This is a genomic window from Kitasatospora kazusensis, from assembly GCF_039529945.1.
Lineage (GTDB): Bacteria > Actinomycetota > Actinomycetes > Streptomycetales > Streptomycetaceae > Kitasatospora > Kitasatospora kazusensis.
Genome location: NZ_BAAANT010000003.1, coordinates 209,227 through 222,345, shown reverse-complemented (window position 1 = coordinate 222,345; position 13,119 = coordinate 209,227). Strand labels below are relative to the sequence as shown.

11 protein-coding genes are annotated in these 13,119 nt (G+C 72.9%); all 11 read right to left on the bottom strand.

The features are described 5' to 3' along the window. Positions 1-100 precede the first annotated feature (100 nt). The 11 genes from ABD330_RS04710 to ABD330_RS04660 all read right to left on the bottom strand — a co-directional run bounded on the left by ABD330_RS04710 (position 101) and on the right by ABD330_RS04660 (position 12,440). Positions 101-1,180, bottom strand: a complete 1,080-nt coding sequence (locus ABD330_RS04710; protein ID WP_344460980.1) for a polyprenyl synthetase family protein — start codon at positions 1,178-1,180, stop codon at positions 101-103. Positions 1,181-1,278: 98 nt separating this feature from the next. After that, positions 1,279-2,676 (bottom strand): hydroxysqualene dehydroxylase HpnE, encoded by a 1,398-nt coding sequence (hpnE, locus tag ABD330_RS04705; RefSeq protein WP_344460978.1) that lies wholly within the window; start codon positions 2,674-2,676, stop codon positions 1,279-1,281. Between the two features lie 100 nt (positions 2,677-2,776). Then, entirely contained in the window at positions 2,777-3,634 is an 858-nt protein-coding gene (gene hpnD, locus ABD330_RS04700; protein ID WP_344461112.1) for a presqualene diphosphate synthase HpnD, read from the bottom strand. Between the two features lie 41 nt (positions 3,635-3,675). Then, positions 3,676-4,662, bottom strand: a complete 987-nt coding sequence (gene hpnC / locus ABD330_RS04695) for a squalene synthase HpnC (RefSeq protein ID WP_344461110.1) — start codon at positions 4,660-4,662, stop codon at positions 3,676-3,678. 163 nt (positions 4,663-4,825) lie between these two features. Then, the gene (locus ABD330_RS04690) at positions 4,826-5,608 is read right to left on the bottom strand and encodes an ABC transporter ATP-binding protein (protein WP_344461108.1); all 783 of its coding nucleotides are present in this window, start codon (positions 5,606-5,608) and stop codon (positions 4,826-4,828) included. A gap of 37 nt (positions 5,609-5,645) precedes the next feature. Next, positions 5,646-6,614, bottom strand: a complete 969-nt coding sequence (locus tag ABD330_RS04685) for an ABC transporter permease (protein ID WP_425555447.1) — start codon at positions 6,612-6,614, stop codon at positions 5,646-5,648. A gap of 119 nt (positions 6,615-6,733) precedes the next feature. Continuing rightward, positions 6,734-7,624, bottom strand: a complete 891-nt coding sequence (locus tag ABD330_RS04680; protein WP_344460974.1) for a glycosyltransferase family 2 protein — start codon at positions 7,622-7,624, stop codon at positions 6,734-6,736. Next, complete coding sequence (locus tag ABD330_RS04675) at positions 7,621-8,358, bottom strand: CDP-alcohol phosphatidyltransferase family protein (RefSeq protein ID WP_344461107.1); 738 nt, start codon at positions 8,356-8,358, stop codon at positions 7,621-7,623. The genes ABD330_RS04680 and ABD330_RS04675 overlap by 4 nt, the downstream gene beginning before the upstream one ends. An 82-nt stretch (positions 8,359-8,440) precedes the next feature. After that, entirely contained in the window at positions 8,441-9,502 is a 1,062-nt protein-coding gene (locus ABD330_RS04670) for an iron-containing alcohol dehydrogenase family protein (protein ID WP_344460972.1), read from the bottom strand. Further along, complete coding sequence (locus tag ABD330_RS04665) at positions 9,490-10,245, bottom strand: phosphocholine cytidylyltransferase family protein (protein ID WP_344460969.1); 756 nt, start codon at positions 10,243-10,245, stop codon at positions 9,490-9,492. The genes ABD330_RS04670 and ABD330_RS04665 overlap by 13 nt, the downstream gene beginning before the upstream one ends. Continuing rightward, the gene (locus ABD330_RS04660; protein WP_344461105.1) at positions 10,242-12,440 is read right to left on the bottom strand and encodes a DUF5941 domain-containing protein; all 2,199 of its coding nucleotides are present in this window, start codon (positions 12,438-12,440) and stop codon (positions 10,242-10,244) included. The genes ABD330_RS04665 and ABD330_RS04660 overlap by 4 nt, the downstream gene beginning before the upstream one ends. Positions 12,441-13,119 lie beyond the last annotated feature (679 nt).

Here is a 13,119-nt window from a genome sequence, read left to right as displayed (position 1 = left end):
GTTCAGCCGTTCGGGCACCGGGGGGCGGTCCTCCACCGCGACCGGCTCGGGATCGTACTCAGGGTCGAGCCGGCCGTCCGCGGTTGCAGTCAACTTGACGTCACCTCTCTCGTACCACCACGAATTCGGCGAGTGCGACGAAGCGCTCGCGCACCTCGTCGGCCATCGGCACCTCGTCCAGGGCGGCGAGGGCGGTCTTGTGCTGGCGGCGGGCCTCGTCCTGGGTCCAGGACCGGCCGCCGGCCTGCTCGATCAGGGCGGCGCGGGCGGCGAGCACCGGCTCGCTCTCCTCGCCCCGGCCCTCGGGGTCGGCCAGCTGCTCCGCCAGCAGGCGGGAGGCGGCGCCGCCCTCGGCGAGCGCGGCGGCCACCGGCAGCGACTTCTTGCGCTGGCGCAGGTCGCCCCAGTGCGGCTTGCCCGTCACCTCGGTGGCGCCCCAGATGCCGAGCAGGTCGTCGACGGCCTGGAACGCCAGGCCCAGGTGGTGGCCGTAGCGCTGCAACGCGTCGGAGGTGCGGTCGTCGGCGCCGGCCAGCACCGCGCCGATCGCCGAGGCGGCGGCGAGCAGGGCCCCGGTCTTGCCGCCCTCCATCTCCAGGCACTCCTCGACCGTCACCGCGTCGCGCTGCTCGAAGGCGACGTCCATGGCCTGCCCGTCGATCAGCTTACGGGTGGCGGTGGTGATCAGGCGGACGGCGCGAGCGGCGTCCGCGGCGCTCGCGCCACCGGTCACGGCGGCGTCGAGCAGCACCTCGGTGCCCAGGGTGGCCAGCGCGTCGCCGACCAGGATCGCCTGCGCGGGGCCGAAGACCGTCCAGGCCGTCGCCCGGTGCCGTCGAGTCTCGTCGCCGTCCATCAGATCATCATGGAGCAGGGAGAAGTTGTGCACCAGTTCAACGGAGACGCCGCCCGGCACCCCCGCCTCTGCGGGCGCCCCGACCGCCTGCGCCGACAGCAGCGCGAGCGCCGGACGGAGGGCCTTGCCGCCGTCCCCCGCGGCCGGCGTGCCGTCCCGGTCGATCCAGCCGAAGTGGTACGCCGCCACGGTGTCCATCGGCGCCGCGAGCCGGGCCACCGCCGCGCGCAGCGGCGGCGTGCAGAGCGTGCGGCCGCGAGCCAGCAGCTCGGGCACCGAAGCGGCGTCCTTGACAGCCGAGGCATTACCGCTGCGAGGCTCCACGTACGTTCCCTCTTCCTGAGGTGACCGGAGCGCCGAGGGCGTCCGGCCGGTTCTGATTCCATTGCCGCTGTCGGCGTCGGTGCGCGCGAAGGTCCGGGTCATCGGGGCCACCGGCCGTCGCCACGGTCGACCGGCAGCCGGCCGGCCGCCGAGAGCGCGGCGTCCGCCGCCGCGTGGCCGCTGCGGACGGCGCTCTCCATGGTCGCGGGCCAGCCGGTGGCCGTCCACGAACCGGCCAGCAGCAGGCCCGGGACGTCGGTACGGGCCTGCGGGCGCAGGGCCGCCGTGCCGGGGGCCGGGTCGAAGGTCGCGGTGCGCTCCCGGGTGACGAAGAAGTCCAGCACCTCGGCCTCCCGGGCGGCCGGCAGCAGCCGCTCCAGCTCGGGCAGGTAGCGGCGGCGCAGCTCGGCCACCGGCAGGTCGATCTCGTCCTGGACGGCGGACTGCGAGAGCGCCAGGTACTGGGCACCCGGGACGGCCAGCCCGGAGTGGGCCGTCCGGTCGAAGACCCACTGGACCGGGGAGCCGAGCGCCGCGAAGAACGGCTTGCGCAGCAGCCTGCGGTCGTAGACCACGTGCACGTTGAGGATCGGCGCGGTGCCGAACTCGGCGAGCCGCTCCTGGCGCGCGATCGCGCCGGGCGGCAGCAGGGCGGCGGCGCTGTCCTGCGCCCCGGCCAGCACCACCGTGTCGGCGGTGAGCAGCTCGCCGCTCTCCAGCCGGACCGCGTGCTGGGCGGCCGGCTTGAGCTCGACGGCGCGGGACCGCAGCAGGACGCGCACCCCGGCGCGCTCCAGCTCGGCCCGGGCGGCGTCGTGGTGGATCTCGCCGAGCGGGACGGAGGCCATCCCGATGTCGGAGGCTCCGGGGTCGGAGAGCAGGCCGGTCTTGAAGACCATCGCGGCCAGCGCCAGCGAGGTCTGGTCGGCGGTGGCGTTGAGGGTGGCCACCCCGACCAGGTCCCACATGGCGGCCAGGGTGGCCGCGTTCTGCCCGTTGCGGCGCAGCCAGTCGCCGAACGAGATCTCGTCCAGCTTCGGGTCGGCCAGGTCGAGGGCCTTCAGCGCGAGCGCGGCCCGGACCACCCGGAGGCGGTCCACCGGGCCCAGGTGCGGGTAGCCGGCCAGGCTGCCGGCCAGGTGCAGCGGCACCGGCAGGCCCGCCCGGCGCAGCCGGCCCAGGGTGCGGCGGCCGTCGGCGGAGACGCCGAGGACGGGCACGTCCAGGCGCGGCTGGATTTCCACCAGACGGCCCGCGCCCAGCCGGTCGACCAGGCCCCGGTAGGCGGTGCAGCAGCGCAGGAAGACGTGCTGGCCGTTGTCGACCGTCAGCTCGCCGCGCTGGAAGGAGAAGGCGAGACCGCCGAGCCGGGGCCGGGTCTCCACCAGGGTGACCCGGTGGCCGGACTCGGCCAGGCGCAGCGCGGCGGTGATCCCCGCCAGGCCGCCGCCGATCACCACGGCGGTGGGCTCCGCCGGACGCGGCCGTGCCGTCATCGGCCCTCCCCCCTACCGGTTCGCTGCTCAGTCGTGGACAGGGCGCGGGCACCCTGGGGCGACCCCGCGCTGACACAGCGTGACATAACTGGCGAGAGAATCAAGAACGCCCTCCGGCGAGCCCGGACAGTGCCACGTATGCCTTCTCCCAGCCGGGGAGGGAGACCCGTCCGCGCAGCACGGACTCCGGTTCGGCCGCGATCCGGGCGAGCAGCCGGTGGTAGATGCCGGCCATCGCGGCGGTGCAGGCACGGCTGCGGCGGTCCAGCATCGGCAGCAGCCGCAGGCCCTCCTCGAAGCAGCGCTGGGCGCGCTCGGCCTGGAAGGCGACCAGCCCGGTGAAGTCGGCCCCGGCCGCGGGCCGGGCCTGCGCGAAGCCCCCTTCGCAGCCGAACCGGACCAGGTCCTCGGTGGGGAGGTAGGTGCGGCCGTTCACGGCGTCCTCGCGCAGGTCGCGCAGGATGTTGGTGAGCTGGAGGGCGAGGCCGAGCGTGTCGGCGTACTCGGATCCGAGCTTGACGTCCTCGCAGCCGTACACGCCGAGCGAGAGCCGCCCGATCGAACCGGCCACGCAGCGGCAGTAGACCTTGAGGTCCTCGAAGGTCCGGTACTCGGCGCCCTTGAGGTCCATCTCCACGCCGTCGATCAGCTCGTCGAAGCCTTCGAGCGGGATCGGGAAGCGCCGGGCGGCGTCGGCCAGGGCCACCTTGATCGGGTCGGTGTCGTCCTCGCTGACGGCGCCCTCGCGGATCTCGTCCAGCAGGTCCCGGGTGCGGAGCAGCTGCTCCGCCTTGCGCTCGGGCGGCAGGTCGCCGTCGCCGATGTCGTCGACCCGGCGGGCCAGGGCGTACAGCGCGGACATGCCGAGCCGCTTGGCCTCCGGGAGCAGGCGGATGCCGTAGCTGAAGTTGCGGGCCTGGAGGGCGGTGACCGCCTCGCAGTACCGGTACGCCGCCATGACCTGCGCCGACGCCAGTGGTGATGCCGCCACTCGGGCGTTCACCTTCCCTTCGCGAAGAGTGTCGCCGCCTTCACTGCGAGGCGGCGCTTGTCGGGCTTCGGCTGCTGGGCCAGGACGTCGTACCCGGCGGCCTCGATGGCCGCCAGGGCCGCGTACCCGCCTGCGGTGAATCCCGCGAGGAGCAGTCGGAGCCTCCCCCGAACCGTACCCACCAGCGGCGCGCCGTGATCGAGCAGGGTCCGGGCCCGGTCCACCTCGAAGGCGATCAGCTCGCGCACCCGGGGTCCGGCGGTGGGCTCGGCGAGGTCGGCCTCGGTGACACCGAAGCGCTCCAGGTCCTCGCCGGGGAGGTAGATCCGGCCGTGGCCGAGGTCCTCGGCGACGTCCTGGAGGTGCTCGACGACCTGGAGCGCGCTGCAGACCGCGTCGGAGTACGCGACCCGCTCCGGGGTCGAGACGCCGGCGATCGAGAGCACCAGCCGGCCGACCGGGTCGGCGGACAACGTGCAGTAGCCGATGAGGTCTTGGTAGGTCGGGTAGCGGTCGGTGCGCTGGTCGACCCGGTTCGCCTCGATCAGGCGGCGGAACGGCTCGGGGGTCAGCTCGTGCCGGTCGACCAGCGGGACGAGGGCGCGCATCAGCGGGTGCCGGGGCTGCTCGGCGCCGCCGCCGGGGAGCGCCGCCTCGAAGGCGCGGTCGAGGTCGCGCTCCAGCCCGTCGAGCAGCGCGAGCCGGAACCCGGTCTCGGCGGGACTCGGCGGACCGCTCTGGGCCACCGGGGTGACGGGCGGTGCCGTCACGCCCAGCAGCGCCGCCACCCCGGCGGGGTCGGCGAGGTCGCCGTCACCGGCGTCGTCGATCAGGCGGGCGAAGCCGTAGACCGCCATCAGGTCCGTCCGCCAGGCCGCGGGCAGGAAGGACGGGGCGACCGGGAAGTTCTCCAGGTCGGCCTTGTCGAGGGTGGCGGCCGGGGCCACGGCCTGCGCGGCCGGGTTCAGCGCACTCCTGCCCGCCGTGCCGTCCATCTGATTGTCGGATTGGTCCGAAGCTGCCACTGCCGTCACTCCCCCGTTCTACACCGGACCGGCCCATAGGCCCGTCTCGGACACGCGCCGGACTCGAACACCAGGCAGGGCCGGTGCCGGGCATCCGCCCGGCACCGGCCCCCCGCAGAGCTCACCGGCGCGATTAGCCGCCGTGGTTGAACTTCTCGTAGGCGGTGACGACCTCGTCGGTCTCACCGTCCATGATCAGCTCGCCCTTCTCGATCCAGATCGTCCGCTCGCAGGTGTCGCGGATCGCGTGGTTGTTGTGGCTGACCAGGAAGACCGTACCGGCCTCGCCGCGCAGCTCGCGGATGCGGGCCTCGCTGCGCTTCTGGAACTTCTGGTCACCCGTGGCGAGCGCCTCGTCGATCAGGAGCACGTCGTGGGTCTTGGCCGCCGCGATCGAGAAGCGCAGGCGGGCCGCCATGCCCGAGGAGTACGTGCGCATCGGGAGGGAGATGAAGTCGCCCTTCTCGTTGATGCCCGAGAACTCGACGATGTCGTCGTAGCGCGCCTTCACCTCGGCGGGGGGCATGCCCATCGCCAGGCAGCCCAGGATGACGTTGCGGTCACCGGTGAGGTCGTTCATCAGGGCGGCGTTGACGCCCAGCAGGGACGGCTGGCCGTTGGTGTAGATGCCGCCCTTCTCGGTCGGCAGCAGGCCCGCGATGGCCGCCAGCATGGTCGACTTGCCGGAGCCGTTCGAGCCGATCAGGCCGACGGCCTCGCCGCGGTAGGCGGTGAAGCTGATGCCGCGGACGGCGTGCACCTCGCGGATGGAGGGCGAGCGCTTCTTGGCGATCAGGCGGCTCAGCGCGGAGGTCGCGCTGCCCTTGCCGGCGCCGGCCCCGTGGACCTTGTAGACGATGTGCACGTCGTCCACGACGACGGTGGGAACGCGTTCGTGCTTGACCTGGTCTGCCATCGTGGGCGCCACTCCTCGGTCCTCGGTGGTTGCGGTCTCAGCCACGGCCGTACTCCTCTTCGGACTTCCAGAAGAAGACGAACCCGAAGGCGAAGGCGACGACGGCCCAGGCGGCGGCGATCATCCAGATGTGGTGCGGCAGGGTCAGCCAGTGCGCCGTGTCGTGGCCGTTGACCTTGTGACCGGGGTAGGCCTTCTTGCTGAAGCTCTGGGGCATGAACGCGTAGCGCATCAGGTCCATGTAGACGCTCGCCGGGTTCAGCGCCGCGATCGTCTTGACGATGTGGGGTGCGCTGTTGATCTGCGTCTGGATGCTGTACATCACGCCGGAGAGGTACATCCAGGTGCGGAGCACGAACGGCATCAGCTGCGAGATGTCGGAGGTCTTGGCCCCGATCCGGGCCATGATCAGCGCCAGGCCGGTGTTGAACAGGGACTGCAGGATCAGCGCCGGGATGAGCAGCAGCCAGGTCACGCCCGGCGTGATGCCGTTCGCCAGCACGATGACGACCAGCACGACCATCGAGATCAGCAGCTGCTGCAGCTGGATGACGGTGAAGGCCACCGGCATGCAGGCGCGGGGGAAGTGCAGCGCCCGGATCAGCCCGAGGTTGTCGGAGATGGACCGGGTGCCGGCCTGGATCGCGCTCTGCGAGAACTGGAACACGAAGACGCCGACGCAGAGCCAGGCGATGTAGACCGGGATGCCGTCCCGGCTCTTCAGGATCACACCGAAGACCAGGTAGAAGACCGCACAGTTGAGCAGCGGCGTCAGCACCTGCCACAGCTGGCCGAGCTTGGCGGTGGTGTACTGGGCGACCAGCCGGGCGGTGGCGAAGGCCAGGATGAAGTGCCGGCGCTGCCAGAGCTGCCGCACGTACTCGACCAGGCCAGGCCGCTTGCCACTCACCGTCAGGCCATACTTGGCCGCGAGCTGCTTCTGGGTCAGGCCCGTGTCAACTCCCGACGGAGCTGAGAGGCTGACGGAGTCACTCACTGTCGACACATTCGTCCTTCACGGATCGGAGATCCGGTTCGACTCGGGGGAGAGACGCGAACCGGGCGGACCCACAGGGTTAACGGGGGGATTTGTCCGGTCGATGGCAGGGCCACCAACTACTGCGATCAAATGATTGGCGGTCTGCCCAACCTGGTCAATCGCCATACAGTACGCCATTTCATCGGCCGTCGCGGACCGCAGGGCTCGCTCCAGCCGGCCCGGAAACCGCCGGTCCAGGCCTTGATCGCCGCACCCGAGGGACGCCGCGCCAGGGTGAGCAGCAGCCACGTCCCCAGGTAGAGGGGCACCAGCGGGGCCGGGAGGTTCCGCCGCGCCAGCCACACCCGGTTCCGGGCCACGTTGTGGAAGTACGAGGCGTGCCGGGCCGGGGAGGTGGTGGGGTGGTGCAGGACGACGTCCGCGCGGTAGTCGATGGACCAGCCGGCGTCCAGCGCGCGCCAGGCGAGGTCGGTCTCCTCGTGCGCGTAGAAGAACTCGCCCGGCAGCTGGCCGGCCTGGGTGAACACCCTGCTCCGCACGGCGCTGGCGCCGCCGAGGAAGGTGGTCACCCGGGACGAGTGCATCGGGTCGCTCGCGCGCAGCCGGGGGACGTGCCGGCGCGCGGTGACGCCGGTGTCCGGGTCGGCGATCCGGAACGAGACGATGCCGAGCTGCGGGTCGGCGGTGAACGCCTCGCGGAGCAGCCGGGCCGAGTCCAGCCGCGGGAGCAGGCCGTCGTCGTCCAGGAAGAGGACGGCGTCGACGTCCTCGCCGTCCTTGCCGAACAGGTCGATGCCGACGTTGCGCCCGCCGGGGATGCCGAGGTTCTCGGGCAGCTCGACGCTCCGCACGCCCGCCGGGAGCGGCGGCAGCGGCGCGCCGTTGCCGACCACGGCGAGCTCGACCGCCGGGCCCTCCTGGTTCAGCACCGAGTCGATCAGGGCGTTCAGCTCGGCCGGGCGGTTGCCCATCGTGATGATGACCGCGCCGAGCCTGAAGTCCTCCGCGGCGCTCATCGGAGCCTGCTGGAGAGCACGATGCTGAGCAGGTGCAGGACGGTCTGCAGCATGGCGATGGCGGCCAGCACGACGACCGCGAGGCGGGTGAAGAACAGCCCGCCGTGCACGTGGTCGGCGATCCCCGCCGCCAGGATGAGCAGCGAGGCCTCGACCGCGCCGACCAGGCGGTGGAACTTGAGGAAGGCGGCGGCCTTGCGGGCCTTGGCGACGCCGGTGGAGCGCGGCACGGCCGCACTGTCCTCGACGGCGGTCAGGCCGCTGCGGGCCCGGGCCACGTCGACCAGGTCGGTCTCGGACTTGATCAGGATCGCGCCGAGCGCCGCCAGCGTGCCGAGGAAGGCCCACTCCCAGTGCGAGGCGGTGCCGTGGCGGTGCAGCAGGTCGGCGCCGCGCAGGCCGAGGCCGGTGAGCAGCGCGGCCTCGGACATGTAGTGCCCGACCCGGTCCAGGTAGACACCGGTCAGCGAGGTCTGCCGGCGCCAGCGGGCGACCTCGCCGTCCACGCAGTCGAGCAGCAGGTAGAGCTGGATCAGGAACGCCGCGAGGACGGCACCGGCCAGGCCGGGGACGACCAGCGCGGCACCGGCCAGGATGCCGGTCAGCATCATCAGGTAGGTGAGGCCGTTGGGCGTGATCACCGTCATGGTGGAGAGGACCCGGGTGATCCGGAGCGAGATGCTCCGCATGTACCAGCGGCCCGCCCAGTGCTCCGCGCTGCGGCGCTGGAGCATGCCCTCCGGGTGGATGACGGCCCGCAGCTCCTCGATCGAGGGGCGGACCGTGAGGTCGACGGCCGGGCTCGCGGCCTGGCGGTCAGCTGTTGACGGCTTGGACATAGTCGGCGTACGCGTCCCTGATGTCTGATGGGGAGAGGTCGAGGTGCTCAAGGATGGTGAAGCGACCAGGACGGGTGTTCGGAGCGTAGTCCACCGCCTTCGTGAACTCCGCCTCGGTGAACCCGATCTGAGCCGCGGTCACCGGCAGGCCGTGGCTCGCCAGACGCTCCACGATCAGACCGGCCAGCCGGTGGTCGCCCCGCAGGTAGGTGGCGAACGCCGCACCGAGGCCGACCTGCTCGCCGTGCTGGGCGGAACGCTTGGGGTACAGCACGTCCAGGGCATGGCAGATCTCGTGGCAGGCGCCCGAGGAAGGCCGGGTGCTGCCCGCGATGTTCATCGCGATGCCGGACAGTACCAGGGCTTCCGCGAGCGTCGTGAGGAGGCCCGGTTCGTCCAGAGTGCCCGGGTGCCGCAGCAGGTTCTCACCGGCCGAACGGGCCATCGCGATGGCGAGCCCGTCGATCGGTTCACCGGTGACGGTGTGGGAGAGTTCCCAGTCCGCGCAGGCCGAGATGTTGGAGATGACGTCGCCGATGCCGGCCGCCACGAAGCGCCGCGGGGCCTTGCTGATCACGTCCAGGTCGACGATGATGCCGATCGGGCTGGGGACGCCGTAGGAGCCCCGCCCGGCGTCGTTGTCGAGCGTCGAGACCGGCGAGCAGAGGCCGTCGTGCGCCAGGTTGGTGGCCACCGCGACCAGCGGCAGCCCGACCCGGGCGGCGGCGTACTTCGCGGCGTCGATGATCTTGCCGCCGCCGAGGCCGACCATCGCGTCGTAGTGGCCCGCGCGCACCTGGTCGGCGAGCCGGACGGCGCTGTCGAGGCTGCCGTCCGTGACCTCGTACCAGTCCGCGCCGGGCAGGTCGGGCTCCAGGCGCTCCCGCAGCACGGTGCCGGAGCCGTCGCTGATCGCCACCGCTATCCGGCCGGAGGTGGACAGCCGCTGGTCGGCGAGGATGCCGGCCAGCGAGTCCAGGGCCCCGGAGCGGATCTCGACGAAGAGCGGCGACGGCACCAGGCGGGTCAGTACTGGCACGCGATCTCCCGCGCCTTGGTGAGGTCGTCGTGGTTGTCGACCTCGACCCAGGAGACCTCGCCGATCGGCTGCACGTCGATCCGCAGGCCGCGGTTGACCATCTCCTGGTAACCGTCCTCGTAGTAGAGGTCGGGGTCGCGCTCGAAGGTGGTCTTCAGCGCGTCGCTGAGGTCGGCCGCCGCCGAGGGGTTGATGACCGTGACGCCGATGTACTCACCGGTCGCCTCGGCCGGGTCCATCAGCTTGGTGATCCTGCGCATGCCCGAGGCGGGGTCGACGACGACCTTCATCTCCTCGTCGGCGAGCTTCTTCACCGTGTCGAGGGCGAGCAGGATCCCGGGGGCGTTGCCCTCCTTGATCCGGCGGTCGTTGCCGTCCAGCATGGTGCGCTGCACCGAGGCCGGGTGCACGGTGTCGCCGTTGGCGAGCAGCAGGCCCTCGGTGAAGAGGTCGCGGGCGCACCAGAGCGAGTACGCGTTGTTCCACTCCTCGGCCTTGTCGTTCTCGACCAGGGTGAGCTTGACGCCGTACTTCTGCTCCAGGGCGTCCTTGCGGTCGTACACCGCCTCCTTGCGGTACCCCACCACGATGGCGGCCTCGCGCAGGCCGACCTCGGCGAAGTTGCCGAGCGTGAGGTCCAGGACGGTCCGCTCACCGTCGACCGGCACCAGCGCCTTGGGCAGGGTGTCGGTGTACGGGCGCAGTCGGCGGCCGGCGCCGGCTGCCAGAACGAGGCCGATCATGCGGTGTCTCCTGATTCGTCGTGTTCAGCTGTGGCATCCCCGAGGACCCAGAAGCGGATGCTCTCGGCGACCACCACCAGAGCCAGTACGGCTGCGAGGGCCACCAGCGCGCCCTGCGTCACAGCCGCCCCGGCACCCTGGTGCCCGACGGGGCTGCCGGTGTACGCGAGCGCCGCGACGGAGGTGGCGAGCAGCGCCCGGCCCTCCTGCCCGCCGGTCGCCCGTACCAGCCATCGGGCCGGCGCTCCGGTGCCCCCGCGAAGGCGGTACACCGTGTCGTAGTGATGGTAGGCGACGGCGGCGACCAGCCCGAACGCGGCCGGGAGGGCCGCGACGTCCAGCCGCAGGACCAGCGCCAGCACCGTCAGGTACTCGCCCGCCCGGAAGAACGCGGGCGCCAGCCAGTCCAGCGCACCGTCCAGCCTACGGGCCAGTACGAGGGCGGAGACCAGCGCGTAGCCGCCGGCGGCGGCCACCGCCGTCCACGTTCCCGCGCTCAGGCGGACGGCCAGGGGCAGCGCGACGGCCGCCAGCGCGGCCAGCACCGGCGGCGCGAGCGCGGGCAGCCGGCGGGCGACCGGGCGCAGCACGGGCGCCAGCAGCTCGGCCAGCGGCCCGCCGTCGGCGAGCGTGGCGACCTCGGCCGCGGCCCGGACGGAGCGCGGGCGGCGGCGGTTCACCGAGCGCAGCACCCGGCCGGCCGTGGTGTAGCAACAGGCCAGCGCGCAGCCCGCCAGCAGGACGGTGAGGGCCGTGCGGGGGGTCGTGCAGGCGGTGAGCAGGGCGATCAGGGCCCAGCGCTCGCCGATCGGCAGCACGATGATCCGGCGGGCCCAGACCGTCCAGCCGACCCGGTCGAGGCGGCTGGAGAACTCGGCGGTGGGGCTGGTGTTCCTGGGGCCGGGGGTGCCAGCGGCGCCGGGGCCGGCTGGGCCGGCGGCGCTGGTGGGACCGGCGGGCAGGGCCTTCGCGGCGGTCTGGTCGGCCGCCATGAACGCGAAGTCGACGCTGTGCCGGAAGGTCATCAGCGTCATCGCGGCCAGCGCGAGGGCCCAGACGTGGTCGCCGGTCCGGGCCGCGCCGAGCGCCAGGCCCGCGTAGAACGCGTACTCCTTGACGCGGTCGAAGGTCGCGTCCAGCCAGGCGCCGACGGTCGAGTAGCGCAGGGCGTAGCGGGCCAACTGGCCGTCCGCGCAGTCCAGCACGAAGGAGAGCAGCAGGAGCACGCCGGCCGCGATGCCGCCCGGCCGGGTGCCGGTCGCCGCGCAGGCCGCCGCCAGCAGGGCGACCACCAGCGAGGCGGTGGTCACCTGGTTCGGGGAGAGCCCGCGCCGGGCGCACCAGCGGGCGAGGTAGCGGGAGTACGGGCTGACGAAGAAGGTGGCGAAGAAGCCGTCCCGGGCCTTCACCGCGCGGCGCAGCCGGACCTCCTCCTCGTCCACCTCCGCCATCGCGGCCCGCGCGACGTCCAGCTCGCACTCGGTGGCGGGGACGGTCGCGACCAACGTACCGAGCTCGGGGCGCTGGACGGGTATGCCGTACTGCTGCGCGAGCGCGCCGGCCAGCAGGTCCGGGAGCGGCAGCGGGGCCGGTTGCGGCTGGGGACGCGCGGGTGCCTCGGGGAAGGGGGCCACGGAGGTGCGGGCACCGGCCGGGCCCACGGGCGCGCGGTGCCTTTCGGCGCCCTGCTGCGGGCCGGCGTCGCGCGGGAGGGCGTGGCGAGGGGTGCTCTGCCGGGGGACGACCTCGCGGGGGCCGGGCTGGTACGGGCGGGCGTGGCGCGGACCGGGCAGGTACGTGCCCGGCTCGTACGGGCCGGGTTGGTACGGGCCCGGCTCGTACGTGCCGGGCTGGCGCGGGAGGAGCGGCGGGGTGGTGAGGCGGCTCGCGGCGGCGGCCAGGGCGGCGCGGGCCTGTGCCCCGGCGACCACGACCGCGCCGGGGACGGCCGCCGCCGGGAACCTCGGGTCGGTGAGCGCCAGACGCAGCGCGTGGCGGTGCCCGACGAAGCCCGCGTCGACCACCGCCACCCGGTCCGCCGGGTCGGCCGGTCCGTCGGCGGCGGTCAGCCAGGCGCCGGTGAGCGCGGCCAGCTGGTCGAGGTCGTGAGCGCGCAGGACACGGTGGAAGCCGAGGGCCGCGAGGTCCGCCGCGAGCGCGGGCGCGAGCGGCGCCACGGGCGCCGACCCGGCCATGACCCCGGTCGTGGCCCCGGCCGTCCAGCCGTCCGCCCGTCCGCCCGCGGTCCCGGCCGCCGTCCCGTGCGGGGAACGGCCGGGTCCGGCGGGCGTTCCGGACGCGAGCAGCTCGGAGCCGGTCACGATCACAGTGGACAGCGGGACTCACTCCCTGGCGGTGGTGTGCGGTCCGGCCACAACGGGATGCGGTGGGACAGGGGACAACTGGACCTGCGGGAACTGCTGAACGGGCCGGACGGCCGAGCCCCCGGTGTCCGGCGGCCGGACGGCGACCGGCCCGGTGGACGATCCGGTGGACGACCGGGCGACGGACGACCGTGGGCGGTGCGACGACGGGTGCTGCCGGGAGAACCGAGCGCACCGATCGAGGCTACCGGACCCGTAGTTCGCCCCCGAAGCCGCAGCGTGCGGCCCTGGTCCGGATCCGACGCCACAACGCCGTGGAGATCATCATTCCGGACGGCCCGCCTCCCGTTCAAGCCGCCCACCGGTCGTGACTCGACCGCGACCTGACGTTCGAACATCCAGAAGGTGAATCAAAGGCGGCAAACCCGATCATAAATCGAACAGAGTAGCTATCCGTTCGAGCCTTTCAAGCCCTGGTAAGCGTCACGTCACTCATGGTCGTGAGCCATACGGCAGACTGGTCACCCGACGCCACCAGGTGCCTTCCGTC

Bases quoted from the DNA above. Each gene is read 5' to 3' on its own strand.
- hpnE (WP_344460978.1), bottom strand. From the start codon at position 2,676: ATGACGGCACGGCCGCGTCCGGCGGAGCCCACCGCCGTGGTGATCGGC.
- hpnD (WP_344461112.1), bottom strand. From the start codon at position 3,634: ATGGCGGCGTACCGGTACTGCGAGGCGGTCACCGCCCTCCAGGCCCGC.
- hpnC (WP_344461110.1), bottom strand. From the start codon at position 4,662: ATGGACGGCACGGCGGGCAGGAGTGCGCTGAACCCGGCCGCGCAGGCC.
- ABD330_RS04690 (WP_344461108.1), bottom strand. From the start codon at position 5,608: ATGGCAGACCAGGTCAAGCACGAACGCGTTCCCACCGTCGTCGTGGAC.
- ABD330_RS04680 (WP_344460974.1), bottom strand. From the start codon at position 7,624: ATGAGCGCCGCGGAGGACTTCAGGCTCGGCGCGGTCATCATCACGATG.
- ABD330_RS04675 (WP_344461107.1), bottom strand. From the start codon at position 8,358: ATGCTCCAGCGCCGCAGCGCGGAGCACTGGGCGGGCCGCTGGTACATG.
- ABD330_RS04665 (WP_344460969.1), bottom strand. From the start codon at position 10,245: ATGATCGGCCTCGTTCTGGCAGCCGGCGCCGGCCGCCGACTGCGCCCG.
- ABD330_RS04660 (WP_344461105.1), bottom strand. From the start codon at position 12,440: ATGGCCGGGTCGGCGCCCGTGGCGCCGCTCGCGCCCGCGCTCGCGGCG.